Annotated in this window: 17 protein-coding genes; 9 read left to right on the forward strand and 8 right to left on the reverse strand. The window is 66.5% G+C overall.

All coding sequences use genetic code 11. The features are described from left to right. Positions 1–82 precede the first annotated feature (82 nt). The 7 genes from ACIQCY_RS11330 (at position 83) to ACIQCY_RS11360 (ending at position 8,247) form a co-directional block, all read left to right on the forward strand. The gene (locus tag ACIQCY_RS11330) at positions 83–2,512 is read left to right on the forward strand and encodes a GH25 family lysozyme (protein WP_400483985.1); all 2,430 of its coding nucleotides are present in this window, start codon (positions 83–85) and stop codon (positions 2,510–2,512) included. Positions 2,513–2,590: 78 nt separating this feature from the next. Continuing rightward, positions 2,591–3,907 (forward strand): hypothetical protein, encoded by a 1,317-nt coding sequence (locus ACIQCY_RS11335; protein ID WP_400483986.1) that lies wholly within the window; start codon positions 2,591–2,593, stop codon positions 3,905–3,907. Then, positions 3,904–4,905: a glycosyltransferase family 2 protein gene (locus ACIQCY_RS11340; RefSeq protein ID WP_400483987.1), complete on the forward strand. Its 1,002-nt coding sequence runs from the start codon at positions 3,904–3,906 to the stop codon at positions 4,903–4,905. The genes ACIQCY_RS11335 and ACIQCY_RS11340 overlap by 4 nt, the downstream gene beginning before the upstream one ends. 58 nt (positions 4,906–4,963) lie before the next feature. Then, positions 4,964–5,701, forward strand: a complete 738-nt coding sequence (locus tag ACIQCY_RS11345) for a glycosyltransferase family 2 protein (protein WP_400483988.1) — start codon at positions 4,964–4,966, stop codon at positions 5,699–5,701. Between the two features lie 3 nt (positions 5,702–5,704). Continuing rightward, on the forward strand, positions 5,705–6,178 hold the full coding sequence (locus tag ACIQCY_RS11350) for a DUF2304 domain-containing protein (RefSeq protein ID WP_400483989.1): 474 nt from the start codon (positions 5,705–5,707) through the stop codon (positions 6,176–6,178). Positions 6,179–6,185: 7 nt separating this feature from the next. After that, positions 6,186–7,127 (forward strand): glycosyltransferase, encoded by a 942-nt coding sequence (locus ACIQCY_RS11355; protein ID WP_400483990.1) that lies wholly within the window; start codon positions 6,186–6,188, stop codon positions 7,125–7,127. Positions 7,128–7,149: 22 nt separating this feature from the next. Then, positions 7,150–8,247 carry an NAD-dependent epimerase/dehydratase family protein gene (locus tag ACIQCY_RS11360; RefSeq protein ID WP_400483991.1) on the forward strand — a complete coding sequence of 366 codons (1,098 nt, stop codon included), beginning with the start codon at positions 7,150–7,152 and terminating at the stop codon, positions 8,245–8,247. A gap of 144 nt (positions 8,248–8,391) precedes the next feature. On the opposite strand, the gene ACIQCY_RS11365 is transcribed toward ACIQCY_RS11360, so the two are convergent. Together ACIQCY_RS11365 and ACIQCY_RS11370 are read right to left on the reverse strand one after the other, a co-directional pair. Next, positions 8,392–10,251 (reverse strand): hypothetical protein, encoded by a 1,860-nt coding sequence (locus ACIQCY_RS11365; RefSeq protein WP_400483992.1) that lies wholly within the window; start codon positions 10,249–10,251, stop codon positions 8,392–8,394. Between the two features lie 47 nt (positions 10,252–10,298). Continuing rightward, a complete protein-coding gene (locus ACIQCY_RS11370) occupies positions 10,299–11,513 on the reverse strand; it encodes an acyltransferase family protein (RefSeq protein ID WP_400483993.1) in 1,215 nt (404 codons plus the stop codon). Between the two features lie 112 nt (positions 11,514–11,625). Between ACIQCY_RS11370 and rfbA the strand changes: the two genes are divergently transcribed. After that, a complete protein-coding gene (gene rfbA / locus ACIQCY_RS11375) occupies positions 11,626–12,495 on the forward strand; it encodes a glucose-1-phosphate thymidylyltransferase RfbA (protein WP_400483994.1) in 870 nt (289 codons plus the stop codon). A gap of 99 nt (positions 12,496–12,594) precedes the next feature. On the opposite strand, the gene ACIQCY_RS11380 is transcribed toward rfbA, so the two are convergent. The 5 genes from ACIQCY_RS11380 to glf all read right to left on the reverse strand — a co-directional run bounded on the left by ACIQCY_RS11380 (position 12,595) and on the right by glf (position 19,553). Beyond that, entirely contained in the window at positions 12,595–14,547 is a 1,953-nt protein-coding gene (locus ACIQCY_RS11380) for a DUF6541 family protein (protein ID WP_400484007.1), read from the reverse strand. Between the two features lie 159 nt (positions 14,548–14,706). Beyond that, complete coding sequence (locus tag ACIQCY_RS11385) at positions 14,707–15,435, reverse strand: ABC transporter ATP-binding protein (protein ID WP_400483995.1); 729 nt, start codon at positions 15,433–15,435, stop codon at positions 14,707–14,709. 1 nt (position 15,436) lies between these two features. After that, complete coding sequence (locus tag ACIQCY_RS11390) at positions 15,437–16,345, reverse strand: ABC transporter permease (RefSeq protein WP_400483996.1); 909 nt, start codon at positions 16,343–16,345, stop codon at positions 15,437–15,439. After that, on the reverse strand, positions 16,342–18,369 hold the full coding sequence (locus ACIQCY_RS11395; protein ID WP_400483997.1) for a glycosyltransferase: 2,028 nt from the start codon (positions 18,367–18,369) through the stop codon (positions 16,342–16,344). The genes ACIQCY_RS11390 and ACIQCY_RS11395 overlap by 4 nt, the downstream gene beginning before the upstream one ends. Next, positions 18,366–19,553 (reverse strand): UDP-galactopyranose mutase, encoded by a 1,188-nt coding sequence (gene glf, locus ACIQCY_RS11400; RefSeq protein ID WP_400483998.1) that lies wholly within the window; start codon positions 19,551–19,553, stop codon positions 18,366–18,368. The genes ACIQCY_RS11395 and glf overlap by 4 nt, the downstream gene beginning before the upstream one ends. Before the next feature lie 325 nt (positions 19,554–19,878). Here glf and ACIQCY_RS11405 point away from each other — a divergent pair, with 325 nt between their 5' ends. Beyond that, a complete protein-coding gene (locus ACIQCY_RS11405; protein ID WP_400483999.1) occupies positions 19,879–23,886 on the forward strand; it encodes an FtsK/SpoIIIE domain-containing protein in 4,008 nt (1,335 codons plus the stop codon). Between the two features lie 6 nt (positions 23,887–23,892). Here ACIQCY_RS11405 and ACIQCY_RS11410 read toward each other — a convergent pair whose 3' ends face one another. Beyond that, positions 23,893–24,315, reverse strand: a complete 423-nt coding sequence (locus ACIQCY_RS11410; RefSeq protein ID WP_400484000.1) for a hypothetical protein — start codon at positions 24,313–24,315, stop codon at positions 23,893–23,895. Positions 24,316–24,442: the final 127 nt, after the last annotated feature.

Below are 24,442 nucleotides of genomic sequence, written 5' to 3' on the forward strand. Positions count from 1 at the left end.
TCTCGCACCTTTGCCGGCGGTGGCCTCGGAGCCCGACATCGCGTCTGCGCTCGTTCAGCCCCACCCGACGGCTGGTCCTTCAGTGCCTCCAGCCGAGGACCGGACCGGTGTCGATGAAGAGGATCGGTTCGATCCGGCACCTCCTACCGAATCCGCCGCGACGGAGCCAGAACCGGCACCGGATCCGTCCACTACGGCGAGTGCGGACCGGGACAACAAGGGTCAAGCATCCATCGCATCCCCGTCGATCGCCGACGCCGTCAGCGGTCTAGGCAATGCCCACATGGGCCAGGGGCTCGACCGGATTTCGGCTACCGGCAACGCCCAGGTCGCGCCCGCCACCCAACCGGAGCCGCTACAGGCGGCTCAGTCCGAGGGACTCGCTGCCACCTGGCGGCCCGCGGGTATTCAGGGCATCGACGTCAGCAGCCATCAAGGGAACGTCGACTGGCGGGGCGCCCGCATCCAGGGTGTGGAATTCGCCTACGTCAAGGCGACGGAGGGCACCGGATACATCAACCCGTACTACCCCCAGCAGTACAACGGATCGGCAGCCGAGGGCATGGTCCGCGGGGCTTATCACTTCGCCATTCCGACGCCGTCCTCATCCGGAGCCGCGCAGGCCTCATACTTCGTCCGCAATGGCGGAGGCTGGTCGGCGGATGGGCGCACGCTACCTCCCCTCTTGGACATCGAGTACAACCCGTATCCCTCGCTCGGCAACTCCTGCTACAACATGTCGGCAGCACAGATGGTCGCGTGGATTCGTGATTTCTCATCCACGGTCAAGTCCCTCACGGGACGCGTGCCGATGATCTATACGACGACGGATTGGTGGGCGACCTGCACCGGCAACTCGAGCGCGTTCGCTGACCACCCACTGCATATCGCCGCGTACGGGCAGACGACTGCCGGCCGCCTGCCCAATGGCTGGTCCTCCTATACGGTGTGGCAGTACAGCAGTACCGGCCCCTTCGTCGGTGATTCGAACGTCTGGCGCGGTACGGCAGCTGAACTGTCCGCGTTCGTGGCGAATTCCCAGGGTCAGTCGTCGGCGAGTGTGGCGAAGCCGTTGGTGGATGCTTCTGCCGCGAGTACTCCGGCGATCGGCGGCGCCGTGTCGGCGTTGGTGTGCGGCATCAGTGGTGGTGGGTGCTACCAGAACTACCAGTACGGGCAGGTGCACTGGACGAAGGCCACCGGAGCCCACGCCACGCAGGGAGCCGTCAACACTGCCTGGGGCAGGTCCGGGTGGGAAGCAGGTGTCCTCGGGTACCCGGTCACCGACCTGGCCTGCGGACTCAAGGACAGCGGCTGTGTGCAGTCGTTCCAGGGCGGAAACATCTACTGGACCCCGGCAACCGGGGCAGCACTGACGCTCGGCGCGATAGACGGTACCTGGAGCGCGCTCGGCCGTGAACGCAGCACCCTCGGCTACCCCTTGGGCAACGAGATCTGCGGACTGACCGGCGGCGGCTGCTACCAGAACTTCCAGGGCGGCCAGATCCACTGGAGCGCATCGTCAGGAGCTTTCGCCACCTGGGGTTCCTTCAGCCGGGCCTGGGGTCAGACCGGCTGGGAAAAGGGCTCGCTGGGCTACCCCACGAGCAACGAGGCCTGCGGACTGACCGGCGGCGGCTGCTACCAGAACTTCCAGAACGGCCAAATCCACCGCTCATCCACCACCGACCCCTACGTGACGACCGGCAACCTCGCCCGCGCCTGGGCCGGCAGCGGCTGGGAACAGGGAAGACTCGGTTACCCCACCAGCAACACGATCTGCGGGCTCATCGGCGGAGGATGCCTCCAAACCTTCCAGAAGGGCAACATCTACACGTCGCCGTCGACCGGAACGGCGATCACCACCGGATCGATCGACGCGACCTGGAGCGCGCTGGGCCGCGAACGAGGAAAGCTCGGCTACCCCACCGGTAACGAGGTCTGCGGGCTCACCGGCGGCGGCTGCTACCAGAACTTCCAGAACGGCCAGATCCACAAGTCCCCCACCACCGGAACCTACCCGACCTACGGCACCATCGCCTCTGCCTGGGGGAACTCCGGCTGGGAAAACGGCGTCCTGGGCTACCCCACCAGCGGCGAAATCTGCGGACTCACCGGCGGCGGCTGCTACCAGAACTTCCAGAACGGCCAGATCCACTGGTCCCCCACCACCGGAGCCTCCGCCACCCGCGGCGTGTTCAACACGGCGTGGGGCCAAACCCGCTGGGAAGCAGGAAGCCTCGGCTACCCCACGGGCAACCAGGCCTGCGGACTGACCGGCGGCGGCTGCTACCAGGACTTCCAGGGCGGCCAGATCCACTGGTCCCCCACCACCGGCGCCCACCCGACCACCGGAGCCATCGGAGCCGCCTGGCGTGCAACCGGCTGGGAGAAGGGCAGCCTCGGCTACCCCACCACCAACGAAACCTGCACCACGACCCAGACATGCACCCAAACCTTCCAGAAAGGCCGACTCAGCTGGTCACCGACCCGCGGCATCACCCGCTCCTAACCCCACCAGGCGCGCAAACGACCCTATGGGACCACCAAATTGTGCCGGGAGGTGACGGCGTCGCTATGATCGGGGCTTATGTCCCTGAGTAATCCGGCCGAGTCCGCGGCCGACCCTACGCAGGCGGGAACCGGCCGGTCCCCGGCCAAGGGACTACCGGCGGTGGGCATCGCGTCGGTGATCGCCGCAGCCGCGAGCTACCTGATACTGTTCATCGCCGCGCGGGCACTCCCTCCTGGGGAGAACGCCGAGTTCCTCACCTTCTGGGCAGTCCTGTTCTTCATCCTGGGGGTCCTCTCCGGCATCATCAACGAGTTCACCCGGGCTGTCCGGGCGGGAGCGGCGCGCGCCGCGTCACCAGGGCGAGGTGCGGCGGTCTTCCCGCTCGGGGTGCTGGTTGGTTGTGGGGCAGCTGTCGTGATCGCTGCTTCGTCTCCGCTCTGGGCCCCATTGATCCTCCCTGACGACACCGTCCTGCTGGTGGTGCTTCTCGCAGCTGCAGCGGTCGCCTACGCCGGGCACTGCTCACTGGCAGGGGCGGCAGGAGGGTCCCAGCGGTGGTCGCTTTTTGCAGGACTTGCTGCATCCGAAGCTCTGATGCGCCTTCTCCTCGTGGTAGTCGTCGTGGCCACCGTCTCCACACGACTCGGGCTGGAGGCCGCCAGTGCCGCTGGAGCGCTGACCTGGATGCTCATCCTCCTCGTCGTCGGGCGTTCCCGGTCGGCCCTGCGTGCACGGGCGGATGTCGGCATCGGTGCCCTCGTGTCGAACACCGCCCACGCCATGGTGTCCGCCGCCGCCACCGCGGCCCTCATCACGGGGTTCCCCATCCTGCTGCGATTGACGACGCCCGCCATGGAGTACGCGGGGGCGGCACCCCTCATTCTCGCGATCTCCCTCACCCGGGCACCGATCATGATCCCCTTGCAGGCCTTCCAGTCGGTGCTCATCTCGCGGTTCGTCGGAATGAAGGGCACCGCGCTCCTCCGCGCCATGGCCAAACCCGTGGCGGCGCTGCTCGCGCTCGGCGGCGTCGGAGCGATAGCGGCTGGTCTGCTCGGACCGTGGATCATGCTGGTCTTCGGTCCCGTGTACGTCGTCGGGCCCCTGACCATGGCGGCACTGACGTTCGCGGGGTGCCTGATGGCGATACTGACCGTGACGGGGACCGCCTGCCTCGCGCGAGGCGCGCATGCCTCCTACTCAGTGGGCTGGCTGGTCGCGACGGCGTCTACGTTCCTCCTGCTCCTGCTCCCGGGCACCCTCGAGACGCGAGTGACCCTCAGTCTGCTGCTCGGGCCCGTCGTGGGAGCCTTCGTTCATCTCCTGGCCCTTCTTGCCCTCACCCGGCGACGGTCCACCAACTCCACGGTGCAGGAAGGCACAGAGCGATGACAGTCGAAAGCTGCCCGCTGGTGAGCGTGATCGTGCCCGTCTACAACAGCGCGTCGACGATCGACCGCGCACTGGCGAGCGTCGTCTCCCAGACCTACGAGAACTGGGAGCTGCTAGTCGTGGACGACGCCTCGACGGACGACTCCGCCGACCGTGCCCGCGCCATTGCGGCAAGCGTTCGCGACAGACCGGTGCGCGTCATCGTCTCCCCCGAGAACCGAGGGAGCTCCGCTGCCCGGAATACGGGCCTCGACGTGGCGATCGGCGAGTTCGTCACATTCCTGGATGCCGATGACGAGTTGTTGCCCGACTACCTCGAAGCGATGATGAATGCCTGCGATGCCGAAACCGACATCGTCGTGTCCGGCCATCTCGTGTCCGTGGATGGTAGCGAGGAGCGCCCGCGAGCGAGCCGCAGCACCGGCCGGATGGACGGGCGAACCACTCTTCGCATGGCGTTGGCGGACCGCGTCACGCCGTTTCCCTGGGACAAGCTGTTCCGGAGGAGCCTGTTCGAGGACCTCCGCTACCCCGAAGGACTCAAGCGGTTCGAAGACATGGTCATGAACCTCGCCCTGTACCCCCGGGCGAGACACGTCGTCGTCATGAGCAAGCCCCTCTACCGCTACCGCATTTCCGCCAACTCCCTCACCTGGGGCCGGGTGCCGTCCGCGAACGACGTCGGGCAGGCCCTCGCCCACCTCGACGTCCACCTCGACCCGGCCTTCCGGCAGGGGTCATTCCGCGCGCCGTTCCAGGCGATGTTGACGCTCCTGACACTTCTCGTCGCCCAGAGCGCGGCGACATCCGCCGTTGGAATGGCGCAGGGACGCGCGGACCTCCGACCATACGGGACGGAACTGCCACTCGGGCGCCTCGCCAGCTGCGCCAGAGTCCGTCCCGATCTTGCTGCTGCCGGGCTCCTCCTCAAGGCAGCACCTGCGCTGTTCGGGGCCGTGTACCGGCGCTACGCCAGGCGATCCTACGGCACGGAGTAGACGGGGCGCGCCCCCCGGCAACCCGGCCCTCCGGGTGTAGTGGTATAGATTAGAAGTCATGCCCAATCCGCCCTACTCCCGCGCCCTCGTCATCATGCCCGCGTGGAACGAGGCCGAGACCGTCGGAAATACGGTCCGCGAAACGCTTGCCGTGCAGCAGCATTTCGACGTACTTGTCGTCGACGACGGATCCTCCGACGAGACCGCGGCGGAAGCCAAGGCCGCCGGCGCAACAGTGCTGAGGCTGCCTTTCAACCTCGGCGTGGGCGGCGCGATGCGGGCAGGTTTCAAGTACGCCGCCCGCACCGGCTATGACGCCGTCGTCCAGGTGGACGCCGACGGCCAGCATGATCCCCGCGATATCGAACGCGTACTCCGCGGTCTCGAAGGCGCTGACATCTCCATCGGGGCCCGCTTTGCCGAACGCGGTGAATATCGGGTCTCGGGCCCACGAAAATGGGCCATGCAGTTCCTCGCAGCCGTCATCTCGCGGTTGTCCCGCACGCGGCTCACCGACGTGACGAGCGGCTTCCGGGCCGCCAATACCCGGGCGATAGCGCAGTATCTCGACCACTATCCGGCCGAGTACCTCGGAGACACCATCGATTCCCTCGTCGTCGCGATCAAGTCCGGCTGCCGAGTGGTCCAGGTCCCTGTGGAGATGCGCGTCCGCCAGGGCGGTACGCCCAGCCACAATCCGACGAAGGCGGCCATCTACCTCGGCCGCTCCGTCTTCGCCCTGCTGTTCGCCCTGACCCGCAGGAAATCCGGCCCAGTACACCTCGTGGGAGCCTGACTCTTGGAAACCATCGCCGCCTTCGTGCTGGCCATCATCATCGTCGCGGTCATCCTCGACCTCCTGCGGCGCAAGAAGATCCGCGAGAAGTACGCCGCCCTCTGGCTGATCGTGGGCGCCGCCACGGTGCTGCTCGGAGCGTTCCCCGAACTCCTGGCGATCGCCGCGGAAGCTGTGGGCGTCACCGTTCCGTCGAACCTGCTCTTCGCCCTGGGAATCCTCTTCGTGCTCGGCGTACTGCTGCACCTCTCCGTCGAGATCTCCTCGGTCGAGGACGAGACCCGGACCCTTGCCGAAGAAGTTGCCATCCTGCGAGCCCAGCTCGAAGCCCTCGCCCCGCACGTGACCCTCCCGTCCCAACAGGCTGCTGCAGGCACCTCGGCTGCGTCCTCGGAGAATCGCGTACCGAAGCACGGCTTCACCGGAGAGAACGGCGCGGCCGCCGCGCATCCTGCACAGAAGCAAGACCACCCCTGACATCGCGATGCCCGGCGGAACACTCCGCCGCACCAACAACGGAAGGCCGGCCAACCACACCATGCCACTGGACATCTTCATCCCCTACTGGGGAGATCCCGGTTACCTCAAGGAAACGGTCCGGAGTGTCATGGCGCAGGACTCCGAGGACTGGCGGCTGACCGTCGTCGACGATGCCTATCCAGACCTGACGGTGAAGGAATACTTCGCCGGCATCGATGACGAGCGCATCACGTACATCCGCAAGGAGCAGAACGAAGGCATCACCGCGAACTACCGGACCTGCGTCTCACTGGCGACCCAGGAACTGATGACCATCCTCGGCTGCGACGACGTCCTGCTGCCGAATTACGTCGGTACAGTGCTGGCCGCGCATCGCCGCTTCCCGGAAGCTGCGATCATCCAGCCGGGAGTCCAGGTCATCGATGAGTCGGGCGCCGTCGTGACGACTCTCGCCGACACTGCCAAGCAGAGGCTGGTCCGCCCGCGTGGTAGCGGGATCCAACTCGTCTCGGGCGAGGCGATCGCGGCGAACCTGATGCACGGTGACTGGCTGTACTGGCCCTCGCTCGCATTCCGGACCGCCAAGATTCGTGAGGTCGACTTTCGTGAAGGCTTCCCCATCATCCAGGACCTCGCCCTCGTGATGGACATGATCTACAAAGGGGACCAGCTGCTCATCGAACCGACGCTGTGTTTCTCCTACCGGCGCCACTCCGCAAGCGCGTCCTCGTCCAAGCTCGTCGACGGCTCGCGGTTCGCTGGGGAGCGCGAGTACTTCTCCCTCGCGGCGGGCCAGGCGAAAGAGCTCGGATGGAAGCGTGCCGAACGCGCCGCCCGCATCCGCATCACCTCACGGGCCCACGCAGCGACCCTGCTGCCCGGGGCTCTCCTCAACCGCAATCGCACCGCAGCGAAGGCGCTCACACGCCATATCTTCGGCCTGTAACGGCCCCTTCAGGAAGGCTCATATGACCCACGTCCCACATTCCGGTGATTCGGAACAAACTGTCCTCGTCACGGGCGGAGCCGGCTTCATCGGCACTGCCATCTCCAGCGGACTGGCTGCCGCGTTCGGTCGCGTTGTCGTCGTCGACAACCTCCACCCACAGATCCACGCCACGGGAGAACGGCCGGCGGACCTCCACGAGTCAGCGGAGCTGATCCGCGGCGACATCACCGAAGCAGCCGTCTGGGACACCGTCCTCGCGACGACAACCCCCGACGTGATCATTCATCTCGCTGCCGAAACGGGGACGGGACAGTCTCTGGAGGAGTCGACCCGGCATACGACGACCAACGTCGTCGGCACGTCCCAGATGCTCGACGCGCTCAACCGCCACAAGAAGCTGCCGCGCCGCATCGTGCTTTCAAGCAGCCGTGCCGTGTACGGAGAGGGCGCATGGCGCCGCGCAGGGGCGCACTCGCTCTTCTACCCCGGCCAGCGCACCAGCGCTACCCTCGACCAAGCCCAGTGGGACTTCCCCGACGCCCAGCCGACAGCGATGAAGGCCGACGACGTCTTTCCGGCGCCGGTGAGCGTGTACGGGGCCACGAAGCTCGCCCAGGAGAACATCCTCCTGGCGTGGGGCAAATCCTACGGCGTCGAGACAGCCGTCCTCCGGCTCCAGAACGTGTATGGGCCGGGCCAATCGCTGATCAACCCCTACACCGGCATCATGTCCCTGTTCTGCAGAATGGCGAAGTCCGGACGTTCCATCCCCCTTTACGAGGACGGCGAGGTGCGCCGCGACTTCATCCTGATAGACGACGTCGCCTCGGCCCTCGTGGCCGCGGCCACGTCGCCCGCCGTCAGCGACACACCCCTCGATATCGGCTCCGGTGAGTTCCAGACCATCGGAACAGCGGCGGCGATCATCGCCGGCTACTACAACGCGCCGGAACCTCACGTGACGGGCCAGTACCGGCAGGGCGACGTCCGGCACGCCTGGGCCGATGTCAGCGCGGCTGAGCAGGTACTGGGCTGGGCCCCCCAGCACAACCTGGAGCAGGGCATCAGGCGGCTGGCTCAGTGGATCGATTCCCAGGCCGACGTCCAGCCCGCCTGACGGCCATGGCACCGCGGGCGGGTAGCTCCCGCCCGCGGTGCCATGGAGTCCCCGCGCAGTGCGCGGGGACTCTGCCGTCCTCCGGAGACACTCCGGTCTTGGACAGGCACAGCGGGAGGTTCTGCGTTTCGCCGGACCAGCGGGTCAGGGGTCGATGATGAAGCGCGTGTCCGGCGATTTCGCCCGGATCGCATCCACGACACCCTCGACCGCCGCCGGATTCCCGACCAGCGGGAACATGGAGAGCGAGAGTTCCCAGCTACCTTCGGTATACGTGCCGGTGAGCGCGCTGTACCACTGCTGAGCCAGCAGTGGGTGGAAGACACTCCAGTGCTCGGTGGTGATGTAGATCGCCGGTTCACCGTTCCCCGCCTCGACAGCGCGCAGAAGACCCTGGATGTGGGCGGGTACGTCTTCGAGAGCTTCCTGCTGGTCGGCGACCTCCCGGGCGGCAGCGGACGGCCCCAGCGGCGACTGGCCCCAAGGCACGGGAGCGGACCCGAACAGCTGTGTTGTCACCACTGCTGCAAGAACCGATACCGCCGTACGCGGAAGCCGGCACCTCGAAGAAACGAGGAGGGGAACACGCGGGTGACCAAGGACCACCGCCAACGCCGTAGCCGCAAGGACCAAGGCTACGAGTTCGAAGGCGATGAGGAACTTCAGGACGTAGTAGGAGAGCTTCCCTGCTTCGATCAGCTGGACGCCGCCGAACCATAGAGCAAAGATGCTACCTGCCGCCAAGACGAGGAGGGGCACGCGTGCCTGCAGCAGGGAAGCGCTCATGGCGCCCCGCCTGGGATATGCGAGGACGGACAGTACCGCGCATGCGACCAGCACTGCTGCGGTCTCGAAGACCTTGGGCCGGGGCACCCCCCCGGTCGCCTCGATGACCGTGGACACCTCGATCTCAGAGATCTGCCACAGCGCGAGACCCACCCCCACCAACGTCAGCGCCGCTGTCGCCAGTGCAGCGGCCCACACGCTCCAGCGAGCCCGCCATCGGGCTCTGCGCCACGGCAGGATCAGCACCAGCGGAAGCGGCACCAGGAACACAAGGAGGATGACCCAGTTCTGGGCGACACCGACGGCGGCCCCGCCAAGGGCAGCAAGGGGCAGGGGAAGGAGAGGCTTGTCCATGGTGGACACGACAAGCACTGCCGAGATCACCAGCGCAACACCGAGGTAGAAATTGGGAAACCCGTGGTGGTATGCCATCGCGCCGGGCCCGAAGACCCACCCGGCGGACACAGCGGCCACCACTGACAGCGATACCGCTGGCCGCCGACGCATCACAGGGAGAGACGCCAGTCCGGCTGAGACGAGAACAGCCGCCACCACGGTCACCGCGGCGGAAAGTCGTGCGAAGGCGAGAACCGCTGTTTCCGGCCCGAGGGTCGCCGGGCCGAATGCGAGTTGTGACGCCGTCGCCAGGACGGCGTGGAATCCCTGCGGGTAGTCCTGGAACGACCACCGACTTCCGTCGGCGGCAGTCCCCAAGAGCGGAATGACCCTGTCCCGAGCCTGCAGCGTGGAGTACATCATGAAATGCGACGCGTTGTCCCAGTTCAGGGACAACAGCGACAGCGCCCTGTCTGCGGATCGGGCAGTCAACATTGGCAGTTGTGTCACCACGGCGGCTGCGCCGGTCAGAACCGGCAGTGCATCAAGGGGCCCCAGCTCCGGAATCAGCCGCCCGAGCTCGCCGGGCCGTGCCGATGCCCAGGCAACCCACGCCGCGAACGCTCCAGCCGCCATCGCAAGGAGGAAGGTCCCGTAGTCGACGACGGTGAACAGCGCGGGAACCCACCACAGCAACGGAACGAATCCCAGCACTGGCGGGAGGGCCAGCAGAATCCGCCGGGACAGGGAGGTCGAGGTCGGAAAAGCCAGCAGGATCAGTCCGAAGACGCCGATCATGACCACGCCGTCCAGGAAACCTGCGAGGCGCAACACCACAATGACGAGGAATACTCCGATGCCCGCCGCGGCCGGTGCGAACATCCTCACCCGGCTCGCGAGGTTCGGACGGAACTCGGTCGGTGAAAGGCTCACCCGCCTGTCGCTCGGGTCTGTACAGTAGAAGACCCCCGCGGGACAACCGGGCCATCCTGTTGGTCCGGCGATGCACTTCCACCGGCCGGCGCTACTCCCGACGGCGGAACGGGGCCTGCTGCGCGTTCAGGAGCTGACCTCTTCCCATGCCGGCGCACACCGCGCATCACAGGCCGCTCGACGAGGAGCCAGCTGGCGATCCCGGCAGCGATCGTGAGGACCGCGGCCACGAGCATGTAGACGAGCAGCCCACGCTCGTGGACCCCATGGACCGCCAGCAACTGCTGGATCGGGAAGGCGTAGATGTATACACCGTAGGAGACATCGTTCTTCCGGATTAGCAGCGGCGACGGCAGGATCGTTGAGATCCAGAGCGTGCCGTATGCGATGAAGACGGCCGAGGCTGCTCCGCCCCAGTTCGGTACCAGAGCCGTGATCACGACGGCGGCTGCCACGGATACGGCGCCGGGGAACCAGTGGATACCTACGCGGTCCCTCCACGCCTGGACGACGGCTCCGCCGAGGAAGAAGGGCAGCAGGCGGAACAGCAGGTCGAAGTCGAAGTTCCCCTGAGTGTAGGCAGCAATGTCATCGATCGACGCGTGGGCGACCACGCTCGCAGCGAAGAGGACGGTGAGGGACCACGGAGACTTGCGGATGAACGCGAAGATCCCGAGGAACGCCAGGATCGCATAGCAATAGAACTCGTAGTAGAGGCTCCAGAGCGAGCCGTTCCACGCTCCCGGGTAGGGAACGTCCGCAGGGGTTCCTGCCACGTCGTACGTGACCATCTTCAGCCCGAGGTTGGAGAAGACATAGTTGAAGGGAGTAGTCCCGGTCGTGAGAAAACCTTCGAGGCTACCCTTGGCTGCGAAATAGCCCAGCGGCGCGAACAAGCCGGCGACGACGATAAGGCAGACGATGAAGGCCGGCATGATGCGGGCGACACGGTGCACCAGATAGTCCCCGAGGGAGTGGCTGAACCGGCTCGCAGTGATGAGGTAGCCGCTGATGACGAAGAAACCAGCCACGGCCCACCCTCCGAGCGTGTCCCCGGCGAAAAACGGCTCTTCTGCCCGCCCGGACAGGGGCCAACTGTGATGCACGAGCACCGTCAGCGCAAGCACCAGGCGAATAAGATTCAGGCTGTTGTTCCGGGTGTCGAAGGGTCGGCCGAACCAAAGCCCAGACAGATTCTTACTCCGTGGCACAATCTCTCCATCAGCACGACCGACACAAGGGCAACCCGATTCTACCCCGGCGCTTGCGCTCGACGGCCGGAGCGATTTGGCCTCTCAGTGCCGCCCGGCAATAATTCGAACCATGCGTGGGATCATCCTTGCCGGCGGAACCGGCTCCAGACTTCATCCGATCACCTTCGGCGTCAGCAAGCAGTTGATGCCGGTCTACGACAAACCGATGATCTACTACCCGCTGTCCACGCTGATTCTGGCGGGAATCCGGGACATCCTCATCATCACCACCCCCCAGGACGCCGACCAGTTCCGGCACCTGCTCGGGGACGGCACCCAGTTCGGTGTGTCGCTCACGTACGTGCAGCAGCCCTCCCCGGAGGGCCTCGCTCAGGCGTTCATACTCGGCGCGGAACACATCGGGCAGGAGACGGTGGCCCTGGTCCTCGGGGACAACATTTTCTACGGCCAGGGAATGGGAACCCAGCTCCGCCGCTTCGCGGACGTCGATGGCGGTGCGGTATTCGGCTACTGGGTGGCCGAGCCCTCCGCTTACGGTGTCGTGGAATTCGATAGCAGCGGGACAGCGCTCTCACTCGAAGAGAAACCGGAGAATCCGAAGAGCAACTACGCGGTCCCGGGTCTTTACTTCTACGACAATGACGTCATTTCGATTGCCAGGGACCTGAAGCCGTCACCCCGGGGTGAACTGGAGATCACGGACGTGAACAAGGCCTACCTCGAGGCCGGGCGCCTGCAGGTGGAGATCCTCCCGCGCGGAACGGCCTGGCTCGATACCGGGACGTTCGAATCCTTGAGCGACGCCTCGAACTTCATTCGAACCGTGGAGCACCGTCAGGGGCTGAAGATCGGCTCTCCCGAGGAGATCGCCTGGCGACAGGGTTTCCTGAGCGACGAGGACCTGCGTCGCCGCGCGGAACCCCTCGTCAAGAGCGGCTACGGGCGCTACCTTCTCGGGCTCCTCGCCCGCGGCAAGTAGGACCGGAGAACCTACCCTCTCCGGAGACTCCGGACGCGGAGCGAACCGCGACATCGCGCTCGCACCACTGCTCTGTCACCGGCGCGCCCGGAACGTCGGTTACTGGGAGGGCTGGCAGACCACGACCCGGTAGAGTTTCGCCTCGCCTTCCTGGTCGACGAGTTCAACGGCATCCGAGGTAGCGAGGTCGGCCAGGCCGGGGTATTCCTTGGCGGCTTCGCTGTCGGCCAAGTACTGCGTGCCGAAGTCCAGGGCGTAGGAGAGCTTCTCCTCGCGGATCGCCTCGCAGGCCTCGTCGGACCGCGCCGCGTCGTCGAGGCTTGCGGCGATGACCAGCGCATCTGGCGTCGATGTTTCGAAAAGGTGGTGCACGAGCGTCTCACGACCGGTGTAGGCATACGCGAGCGAACTGCCGTTCCATGGGTTGACGGCGATGACGGCGTCCTCGGGGACCTCTCCCTCGAAGCGGCTAAGAAGCGCCTGCTCGTCGGTCGAGAGGATCGATGTGGGCGAATCCGGGATGTAATGGATCTTCGCCCAGGATACGTATTCGCGCACGGCGCCCTGTTGCGTCGCGGGTACCAGGAGCACTACCAGCACGGCCAGGCTCGCGGTCGCGGTGGCCCACTTCAACACCCGCCTTTTGCCGAAGAAGCTGGCCCCTATCCGTCGTCGGACGAGTCGAAGAACACCGGACAACGCGTCGACGACGGCGACGGCACCGAGGGCGGCAAGCGGGACCGACACGACCGGGAGCACTGCGGCCAGCCTATTGGTGTCCGCGTACCAGATGCCGGTCAGCACAGCGCGCCACGGTCCCCGCTCGATGCTGGCGCCGACGAGGTACAAGTAGCCGATGATGACGAAGCTGATGATTAGCCAGGCCGACCGGCGGGTCCGCGCCGCGCTGATCAGGCCTAGGAGGCCTAGGGCCGATACCGTGTAGGCCATCAGTCGGTAGTCCATCGGGGCGTTCCCCAGGACCTCACCCACCGCCCCGGCCGTGGTCTGGTGCGGACCCCAGACGTCGTAAGGAACGGGCCGGAGTTTCACCCACAGGACGACGAGTGCAGCCAGCCCGAGCAACAGGCCCAGGACGCCCGGCACGTAACGCTTCGGTCCCGCACCACTGCGGGTAAGGGAAGCGAAATGCCCGGACAGCGCCCAGAGAGCCACCGGAAGGCTCAGTGCCAACAGGGTGTTGACGCTGCTCATGTGCGAAAAACCGAGGCTCGCGAGTGCCGCGGCGAGCCCGAGCCAGACCCGTACTGGCGCTTCTACGATCGAGGTGCCCAGCCGGCAGGCGAGCACCACCAGGGCCAGCGCGGCCGGCAGGAGCGCGACGGAGAGCATATAGGGGAAGAGCGGACCCCAAGCCATCAGCAGGTAGGGGAACGCCATGTACCCGGCAGAGACGACTCCCGCCGTTACCAGCCCCACCATGCGCGGCCCGACAACGACGCGAGCAAGAAAAAGAGCCGATATGGGCCATACGACGGCGGCCGTGACAATGTTGACCGCGTTGACCGCGAGAGGAATGGAGGCCCCAGTCAGCTGCATGACGAGCGCGCCAAAGGAGTGCCAGACCGCGGGGTATACAGCGGCGAATCCGGAGTTCCCGGTCATGGTGCCGAGCGTCAGGGTCGATGCATCCCCGGTTTCAAGGATGTAGCGGACGGCGTTGAGATGGAAGACGTTGTCGAAACGCTGGGAGATGTGCTCCGGGGCGCCGATCATCCGGACGGTACTGCGGGCGATCAGTAACCCACCCAGACCGGCTCCTGCGACGCCGGCTATCACCAGCGCCCAGGTGTCCCGCTGCGGCTTCGGTCCGCGTGCGTTCTTGGCAGCTGCGATTGAGATGAGCACACCGATGCCAGCCGTCACGACTGTCACGACTAGCAGGAGCCCGATATTCCACTCGATACCGGCGACGGAACCAAGTACCGCGGTGATTCCCGCGATGCCGACCGAAAACACCGGAGACACTCCGAGAAGACCGAGGCGGCGAAATCCGAGCGACAGGCCGATGATCATGCCTGGCCCGACCATTACGGCAATCGTCACTGCCAGGACTGGCGCAGTATTCCACCAGGACACAAATCCTCCAAAAATCGGCACATGATACGTATTGTTCGACCCCGCGGCGCCGGGACCGGCAGGGCGGCCCGACCACGACGCCGCGGTCAGGTCGTGACGCCGGTCGGGTTCCTAACCCTGCCTCAGTCGCTCGACCACATCGGCCACCGGCCCGTCCATCAGAATCCTTCCGTGGTCGAGCAGGACCCCGCGCTCACAGATCTTTGCGACCATGTCGAGATCGTGGCTGACCACGACGAGGGTCTTGCCTTCGTCCGCCAGTTCCTTGATCTTTGCCAGGCACTTCTTCTGGAACGGCTCGTCCCCCACTGCGAGGATCTCGTCGATGAGGAAGACCTCGGGGTCGGTGTGGACCGCGACGGAGAAGGCGAGCCGCAGGTACATGCCCGAGGAGTAGAACTTCACCTCGGTGTCGATGAACTGGCCGATCTCGGAGAACTCCACGATGGAGTCGAACTGCGCTTCGATCTCTGCGCGCTCCATCCCGAGGATCGCCCCGTTGAGATACACGTTGTCGCGGCCGCTGAGATCGGGGTGGAAGCCGGCGCCGACCTCGATGAGGCCCGCGACCCGACCCCGCGTCTGGACGCTGCCGGTGTCAGGACGCATCACACCGGAGATGTGCTTGAGCAGCGTCGACTTGCCGGATCCGTTGAAACCGAGGAGGGCCACCGTCTCGCCCTCCTGGATCGTCAGCGAGACACCCGCCAGCGCGTGGAAACGCTCCGACAGGTCGCCCTTTCGTCCCTTCATCAGCCAGACGAAGGCTTCCTTCATCGACCGCGTGTGCCGCAGGACGAACTGCTTGTTGACGTCTCGTATCTGGATTGCGGTACTCACGTTACAGCTCCTGGGCGAAGCGACCCTCGAGCCGCCGGAAGACGAGTTGACCGATGACGAGCATCAATCCTGAGGTCACGAGCGCCACGGGTATCCACAACGACAGCAGATTCGGCGGAATGGCCTCGGCCCGTTCCGTGGTGGGGAGCCAGAACGCGAAGTGGAAGGTCTCGACGGCGACCGTGATCGGGTTGAGCTGGTAGATCAGGAAGAACGTCTCCCCCAGCTTCTCGCGGACGAGCAGCCACGGGTACAGCACGGGCGATGCCCAGGTGGCGACCATCAGCAGCATGTCGACGAGGTTCTCGGCGTCGCGGAAGTACACGTTCACCGCACCGAACAGTAAGCCGAGCCCGATCGCGAACATCGTGACGATCAGGAACCCCGCAACCGCCGCCGCGAGCTGCAGCACCGTCGGCGACCAGCCGGTGAAGAGGCACGCCACGAGGAGGATGATGATCTGCGGGACGAAATGCACCGCGGACACCCAGGTGGACGCTATGGGGAAGAGCTCGCGCGGCAGGTATATCTTCTTGATCAGGCCGCCGTTGGAAACGATCGAGCGCGAGGCGTTACCGAGCGCCTCGTTGAAGTAGTTGATCAGGACGATGCCGGAGAACAGGTAGATCGCGTAGTTGGGCAAGCCGGCTGGATTGCGCTCGCTCTGTTCGAGTCCGAGGAAGACCCCGAGAGCGATGTAGAACACGACGAACTGGACCCCGGGCTTGACGTAGGACCAGAGCAGCCCCAGCACGGATCCGCGATAGCGTACCCGCAGCTCCTTCTGAACCAGCAGCTTCAGCAGGTAGCGGGACCGGACGACGTCGCGGAGGCCGTGTCCGTACCCGGGGACCACGAGCCCGCCCCGCGGGTCGCCCCCGGCTGCCGAGCGATCAGCGACACTGCTCACTTCGACGACTTCCCAGCGCCTTCAGCCGGGTGGGCGTTCTCGAACGTCTCGGCCCAGGCGCTCTGCGAGGTGAAGTCGGGCAGTGCGCGCTGGTATTCATGTGCGAGGTCGTCCCAACGGGCCAGGAGTCGCTGGTGCAGGACCAGGCTGCGCCTGAGCATCGACTGGAACTTGGCCGAGTCCCTCTTGTACCAGGACGCACCCGACCCGTCGGCGGACGAAACCAGGGCAGAGTCGAGCTGCGAGAGCCTCCACCACCGTGCGTCCATCGCCGGCACGTTCGCCTCGGGACGGACACTGGCCTCGGATCGTGCCGGCCGCACCTGGCGGAGGGCACCTGTACCAGCCTTGATCAGCGCGCTCCGGAGGGTGCGAGGGGGCTGTGGCTTGAGGCCCTTCTTCGGCGGCTTGACCCGCTTGACGTCGGGGAACTCGGCGATGTCCTTGCTGACGCGGGCGTCGTCGAACTCGGCGCGCCGATTGCGGATCTCCGGGAGCTTCGCTCCGATCGTGGCGTGCAGGTGGGAGGGGCCGTCGAGAAGGTCCTCCAGAGCGTTGAGCCGGAGTTCGACGGCGGAGTACTGCATCGACAGCAGATGCCGGACATCCACCATGAAGCTCTCTCGCGGCATCCGTCCGCCGTGCTTGTACGGCGAGTAGAGCATGGCGGCGAGCCAGCGGTTCCGCTGGTGGTAGTAGGCCTGCCAGTCGATCGTGTCGTCCTTCTCCGTCCAGGGCATGTGCCATACGGCGGCACCCGGCAGCGAGACGGTCCGGTAGCCGTGGGCCTTCGCGCGAATGCCGTACTCGGCGTCGTCCCACTTGATGAACACGGGCAGCGCGAGGCCGATCTCCCGGATGATGCTCGTCGGGATGAGGCACATCCACCAGCCGTTGAAGTCGACGTCGATGCGGCGGTGCATCCAGGGTGTCGTCCTCAGGTTGCTCGAGGAGAAGTCGTGCGCCTCGAAGGTGTTCGACACCGGCCCCCAGAAATAGCGGTACTCGTTGATCTCCTCGCCGAAACTGTGGAGGACGGACCGTTCGTAGAGATTGAACATGTGCCCGCCGACGATCGTCGGCTTGCGCGTGAAGTCGGCGAAATTGGCCGCCCGAAGGATTCCTTCCGTCTCGACGAGGACGTCGTCGTCGAGCAGGATGACGTACTTGCTCCGGCCGTCGTTGACGGTCTCGTGCATACCGCGTGCGAAACCACCGGAGCCGCCCAGGTTGCCCTGCTCGAGCAGGGTGAACTTGTCGCCGAGCGTCGCTGCGGCCTCGTCGAAACCGTCCTGGTCCCGTACCTTCTGCGTTCCCTGGTCCGTGATGATCAGGCGATCGAGGATACCGAGGAGATCGTCGGACTCCGCAAAGGTCGACAGGTGGCGGACACAGTAGTCCGGACGGTTGAACGTGGTCACCGCGACGGACACGGTGCCCGGTTCGAACCCCTCGGGCTGCGGGACGGCCCACTCCGCACGCTCGAGCGTGACGTCGCTGTCCAGCGCCACGAGGTCGAACCAGTACCAGCCGCCGTCGCCGAAGGCGGTGATCGGGAGGTCGACGCTCACCGGGCTTCCGGCGTCGACGTGGACGCTCTGGACCCGGTTCGAGCTACCGCGAGCACTCGACCGGTAGATGACGACGGATGCTTCGGCGTCCACTTCGACGACGAGCCGGACCTGGGCGACGTCCGTGTGCGCGCGCCAGTAACTCGCCGGGAAAGCATTGAAGTACGTGCCGAAGGAGACGCGCCGGTAGGCGGGCAGGCGGAGGCTGCGCCGATCCAGGATGAAGTCCGAGCGCTGGGTGCTGTGCTGCGCCACGACGGCGGTGGTCCCCGCCCCGGACCGTTCAGTCCGGTGCTGGTCGTCGACGACCCGCTGAGCCGCGTTGAAGTCCACGTACAGCGGGAGGGTGTCCGTGTCACCGTCGGTGGGGAAAACCACTCGGTGGACGGTCTTCCACTGGGTCGCGCTGACGTCGTCCGTCGTCCCGTCGATCACGCTGGAAACGATGCTCATGCGTCCACTCCTCCACTTTCCAGCTTTACTCCCGAAGTGAAGTGCGGCGTGATCTTGTTGTCGAACATGTTCAGTGCTGAGCCGATGGCCATGTGCATATCGAGGTACTTGTACGTTCCGAGGCGGCCGCCGAACAGCACGGACCTCTCACCCTTCGCCAGGTCGCGGTACGCGAGGAGCTTGGCCCGGTCGTCGCTCGTATTGATCGGGTAGTACGGCTCGTCGTCCTTCTCCGCGAAGCGCGAGTACTCCCGCATGATGACGGTCGCGTCCTTGGTGTAGTCCCGCTCCGGGTGGAAGTGGCGGAACTCGTGGATGCGGGTGTAGGCAGCATCCTCGTCGGGGTAGTTCATGACCGAGCACCCCTGGAAGTCCTCGATGGGCAGGACTTCCTCCTCGAGGTCGATGGTGCGCCAGGAGAGGTCGCCCTCGGCGTAGTCGAAGTACCTGTCCACCGGTCCCGTATAGATGACCGGCACCTGTCCGAGCGTCGTCGAGCGCGAGTACTCGTGGCCTTCGTCGAAGAAGTCCGTGTTCAGGTGCACGTCGATGTTGGGGTGGTCCGCCATCCGCTCGATCCACGCGGTGTAGCCGTTGACCGGCAGGCCCTCGTACTTGTCGTTGAAGTACCGGTTGTCGTAGGTGTAGCGCACCGGGAGGCGCGAGATGATCTCGGCGGGCAGGTCCTTCGGATCGGTCTGCCACTGCTTGCCGGTGTAGTACTTGATGAAGGCCTCGTACAGGGGGCGTCCGATGAGCTGGATGCCCTTGTCGTTGAGGTTCTGGGGATCCGTGCCTGCGAGCTCACCGGCCTGCTCCTGGATGAGCGCTCGGGCCTCTGCCGGGCCGAGGGCGGTCCGGAAGAACTGGTTGATCGTGCCGAGGTTGATCGGCATCGGATACACCTCGCCCTTGTGGCGCGTGTAGACCTTGTGCACGTACTGGGTGAATTCCGTGAAGTTGTGGACGTAGTCCCACACGCGCTCGTTCGAGGTGTGGAAGAGGTGCGCCCCATAGCGGTGCACCTCGATTCCGGTCCGAGCCTCGTTCTCGCTGTACGCGTTGCCTCCGATGTGATGGCGACGGTCGAGCACGGCTACCTTCAGGCCGAGTTGGCTCGCGGCCCGCTCGGCTATTGTCAGGCCGAAGAAGCCCGATCCGACGACGACTAGATCTACGCTCAAAATCTCTCCTGTGGTCACGTTTGGTCCCAATTATGCCGTAGTGCACCGGTCAGCCCTGACCCTCAGGGGCCGGAGGGCGCGCCGTCCGGTGATCCTCACCACCTTCCGGCAGGCGATCCAAGTCCGTGCACTCATGCCCGGGGTGTCACCGGAAGGGGTCGAGACCGAAGGCATCGACTACATCTGCCGAGTATCCGAACGGGCCAGCAGCCAACTGCTGGGATGTTGTCCACATGACCGGATGCACCCCTCCTGTCGAGCAGGACCACCCCTAGCCTCGGAGGGAGCTATCACCTCAGGAGGTCCAGTGGAAAGGCACGTCACCTTGGCGAGCGCTCCCCCGTCCGTCTTCCCTTCCCGTGAGATCGTCGTCGACACCGGGCAGCTTCACACGGGTGCTGCACTCGCGGACCGCCTGGAAGCGGCGGGGTACCCCGGACCGTTCTCGGTCGACGGCGTATCCCTGCGCGCAGCGGATCCTCTCGGCAGTGGGCTGACGGACGGGGCGACCATCGTCTGCGGGGCGCTGCCGGGACCTGGCAGCCGCGCACAGGTTCCGCACCTCGTCTTCGTCGTCCACTCGGGTCCGGATGCAGGCCAGGTGATTCCTCTCACGCGTGGCAGCTACACCATCGGCCGCGCATCGTGCGACATCGAGATCAGCGACCCGGCGCTGTCGAGGAGGCACGCCCTGCTGACGGTCGGTGAGGACGCCGTTCTCCTGGAGGACCTGGAATCGGCGAACGGGACATTCGTCGACGGGGAGGCCGTCGGCTCGGCGGACATCACCGTCGCGGTCGGCATCCGGCTGGGCTCGAGTCGGTGCCGTGTCGAGTTGGTCGACGACCACGGCCGGCACCCGGGCATCCACGAGGAGGTCCTCGAGCCGTTACCTGTCGGGCCTGACATGCCCCGGAAGCCCCCTCGCATCCTGATCCTGACCGCTGTGCTGCCGCTCGTCCTCGGTGTCGTCCTGGCACTGACGACCGGCATGTGGTTCTTCCTCGCCTTCAGCGCCCTGTCCGCGGTGACCGGCCTGGTTCCCCTCCTCACCCATCGACGAAGTGCCCGTGTCTTCGCGGATGCAGTGCGCGATACCGCCGAGGCCGACCGGAGGCGCCGCATCCTTGCGGTTCCCGACCCCGGCGAAACCGCCCTCGATGCCCTCCGGGCCCGCTATGACCCGACAGGGCGCTTGCCTCCCCGACCGCGGTCCTCCCCCGACACGGTCCTCCTGAGGCTGGGGACCGCCGATCAGCCCGCGAATCTCTCGGTGCGCGGAGACACGCCGTTCACACCGCCGATCCTCGAGGACCTGCCACTTGTCCTACCGTGTCCGTCGGGTGCCGAAGAGGAGAGCTTCACCATCACCGGCGAAGCGGGGCCCTTACGGCGGCTGTTGCATGCCCTCCTGCTGCAGGTGTCACATCCCCTCCACGCGGCTCCGTCCGTCATCTGCTGGGGATCGGCCCAGGAACTTCCCCGCCATGCCCGGTTCCTTCCGAACGTACGCCTCACGAAGGACCCGCGCGTCCTGGCGTCGTGCACCCAGCAGGCCGGCCTGCTCCTGATCTTCCAGCTCTCCGATGATCTTCCAGCCTTCTCCCGCCGGCCGGGTGTGGTCGTCGTCCGGTTCCGCGAGGGCCCGGGAAGCTCCACCGGTTCCGCAGGAGACAGCGGGCCGTCCGGGCCCGGGCTGACGATTGCTGCTGGCGGCGCCCGGGCGCGGATCGGTGGACGGGAGTACCCGGTCCATCCCGACGGCGTCTCTGCGCGGACTTTCGAGCGAACCGCGAGGACGCTCGCCAGGGCTGCAGCCACCTCGCCCGCCCTCGGGTGGTCGCACGGCCCCGGTCCGGTCGCACCCGCAGAGGGCGTCCTGCCACGGTCCGCCACCCTGTGGTCCGACCAGCTCCTGCCCGGCACCCTCGCGATGTCGATTCCCGGGCGGTGGGCGCACTCCGACGCGGCACACCCGTCCGCCTCCGTGGGTCGATCTGCTTCCGGTGCCGTAAGCATCGACCTCGTGGGGGACGGGCCGCACCTCCTGGTCGCCGGCACGACAGGATCGGGGAAGTCCGAATTCCTGCGAAGTCTGGTGCTCGGCCTGGCCCTCGACCAGCCACCCGAGCACCTGGCCCTCCTCCTCATCGATTACAAGGGCGGGTCGGGGCTCACCGCCCTCTCGGCGCTCCCGCACTGCGTGGGCATCCTGACCGACCTCTCCTCGGAATCCGCAGGGCGGTTCCTGGTGTCGCTGCGCGCGGAACTGCGGCGCCGCGAACAACTGTGCGCCCAGCACGGGACCCAGGACCTCGACGGATTGCGCAGGGCATCCCCGCGATCCTGTCCTCCGCGCCTGGTCGTGGTGATCGACGAGTTCAGGATGCTGAGCGACGATGTGCCGACCGCGATGTCCGATCTGATGAAGGTCGCGGCACTCGGCCGGTCACTCGGCGTCCACCTGGTCCTTGCCACGCAGCGAGCCCAGGGTGTGGTGACGCCGGACCTGCGGGCGAACCTGACCACCTCCGTGCTGCTGCGGGTACAGACGGCGCTGGAGTCGCAGGACCTGCTCGGATCCGCGGCTGCGGCCGACATACCGATCGACGCGCCGGGCAGGGCATTCCTCCGGAAAGGGGCAGGAGCGCCGATCGCCTTCCAGGTGGCGTCGGCGTCCGTGCTGCCCTCAGCCGACGACTCGCCCGGCTGGCAGGACTTCGACTCGTACCTCGATGACGAGGCGGTCGGCGCTCCGCCCGGCGGGAGCGCTCCGAGCACACCGGCCGGCGACGTCCTCGAGCAGGCGGTGGCCGGGCTGACGGCCGCGGCCGGCGGGGCGGCAGCGTCCCATCCTTTCCGGCCCGTCCTACCACCGCTACCGGAGCACCTTCCAGCGGCCGCGTGCAGCCGATTCCAGCCCGTCGGGTCGCAGGGGCGCGGACAGAGGAATGACGGCGGATCGACGCTCCGTGCGGTGCCGCTCGGCGTCGCCGACTTCCCCGATCGGCAGGCTCAGCGCCTCCTGTGCTGGGAGCCCGGGGACCATGGCCATCTAGCCCTCGTCGGGCTCCCCGGCAGCGGCGTCTCGGGAGCCCTCGCCTCCGTCATGGCCTCCCTGCCCGGAGCCGCCCCTGATGTCCACCTGTATGTCCTCGACGGTGACGGGAGCCTGCAGGGGTGTTCCAGGGCCCCACAGGTCGGCGCCTATGTCCGGTCCCACGAGACGAGGCGTGCCGCACGTGTGCTCGAGCGGCTCGCAGCCATGCCGCTCGGTACGGAGGATGCCCACCACACCGTCCTGGCGATCACCGGATGGGGGCGGTGGGGCACCCAGTTCCGCAACGGGCGCTTCGGACGAGCGGAGGAGGACCTGCACGGCCTCGTGCGGGACGGCGCCCACAGTGGCCTGTCGGTCCTCATGGCGGGAGATCGCGAGTTGACGGCATCACGGTTCTTCGCGCTGATGCCGAACCGCGTCTACCTGCCCCTCGGCGCGCACCAGGAGACGACCTTGACCTGGCCGAAGATGCCCCCCATCGAGCCGGTCACGGGCAGAGGCCTTGCGCAGGGACGCATCACCGGTAGCTGGGGTGACGGCGTCTGCCAGCTCGTCACGGAGCCCTGCACCGATGCAGACCCGGTCCGCCCTCCCGCCCTGACACCTTTCCGGGTGCATCCCCTTCCGCGTCTGGTTCCCCTGCAGCAGGTCCAGGCAGCAGCACAAGGCGGAGCCGGGAACAAGCTCCTGCTGGGGGTGCACGGTGACGATCTGGAGCCTTTCTCCGTCCCGCTTCGTCCAGGCGAGGTCTACCTCGTGCTCGGTCATGCGGCATCAGGACGGACGAATGCGCTGCGTGTCCTGCAGGAATCAGCCGGACGCCGCCACACGGTTCTGGCACCACCACGGGACGCCGACGGGATCGACGCCGCCGGCTACTGGCGTGGACTTGCGAGCCGCCCTGCCGGTCGCATGCCGAGGGAGGAGTGCATCCTGGTGGTCGATGACGCGGATCAACTACCCGTGGATGTCCAGCAGGTCCTGTCGGGGCTCGTCGGCCTCGGCGCCGCGGCCGTACTGTCCGCCGCGCCCGGCCCTGCCCTGATGTCACGTGTGCCCCTGTCGCTGCAGGCCCGCGGAACGGGCCGCGGACTCGTCCTGTCCCCCAGGGCGCCCACTGATGGCGACTTCTTCGGCGTCCGGCTCGAAGCGGAGGGCCCACCGATTGCGGGCCGCGGGTACGCCTGCGAGCCTTCGGGTGTCGTCGAGGTCCAGGTCGCCCGAGCCGCCATCGGGCACGCCGATGACGCGCGGACGGGCCCCGGTGGGTGAAGAAGGCTACAGGGCCATCCCGCTGCCGTTCGTCCGCACCGTGAACTCGACGACAGGCTTCGAGAAGAGCGTCACGATGACGACGGCGGCAGGAACGATCAGCACCAGGCCGACGAGGGGATTGCCAGCCGTGAAGTAGGGGAACGCGAGGATCACCAGGAACAACTGGACGACGAGCGAGGGCGACCGTGGCCAGCGGAAGCCCGCCATGAGCCTTCGCGCCATCGTGGCGAGCCCCGCTGCGACCAGCAGGAGCAGGACCGCCATGAAGACCGATCCCCCGACGGAGAGTGGGTCGGCCTGGAAGAGGGTCACGACGAATCCGGCGGCCACCACGACCAGGCCGACCGCCTCGAGCAGCAGGATCGCGACGATCAGGAGGACTCCGCGTGGCCTGCTGGAGGAAGCCGGAGCTGGGTCTGTGGGCACCCACGAACCATACCCGACCGCCTGCCGGCGCCCCTAGGTGTACTTAGACAGCAGGTTGGTTGCACCGGGTGATGGGTGGTTTGCCTCCGAGGCTGCCGTGGGGGCGCTGGTGGTTGTAGAAGTGTAG

Source organism: Arthrobacter sp. NPDC092385, from assembly GCF_044755105.1.
Classification (GTDB): Bacteria; Actinomycetota; Actinomycetes; order Actinomycetales; family Micrococcaceae; genus Arthrobacter_D.

Bases quoted from the DNA above. Each gene is read 5' to 3' on its own strand.
- ACIQCY_RS11365 (WP_400483992.1), bottom strand. From the start codon at position 10,251: ATGTTCGCACCGGCCGCGGCGGGCATCGGAGTATTCCTCGTCATTGTG.
- ACIQCY_RS11380 (WP_400484007.1), bottom strand. From the start codon at position 14,547: ATGGTCGGGCCAGGCATGATCATCGGCCTGTCGCTCGGATTTCGCCGC.
- ACIQCY_RS11355 (WP_400483990.1), top strand. From the start codon at position 6,186: ATGCCCGGCGGAACACTCCGCCGCACCAACAACGGAAGGCCGGCCAAC.
- ACIQCY_RS11360 (WP_400483991.1), top strand. From the start codon at position 7,150: ATGACCCACGTCCCACATTCCGGTGATTCGGAACAAACTGTCCTCGTC.
- ACIQCY_RS11345 (WP_400483988.1), top strand. From the start codon at position 4,964: ATGCCCAATCCGCCCTACTCCCGCGCCCTCGTCATCATGCCCGCGTGG.
- rfbA (WP_400483994.1), top strand. From the start codon at position 11,626: ATGCGTGGGATCATCCTTGCCGGCGGAACCGGCTCCAGACTTCATCCG.
- ACIQCY_RS11395 (WP_400483997.1), bottom strand. From the start codon at position 18,369: ATGAGCATCGTTTCCAGCGTGATCGACGGGACGACGGACGACGTCAGC.
- ACIQCY_RS11335 (WP_400483986.1), top strand. From the start codon at position 2,591: ATGTCCCTGAGTAATCCGGCCGAGTCCGCGGCCGACCCTACGCAGGCG.
- ACIQCY_RS11340 (WP_400483987.1), top strand. From the start codon at position 3,904: ATGACAGTCGAAAGCTGCCCGCTGGTGAGCGTGATCGTGCCCGTCTAC.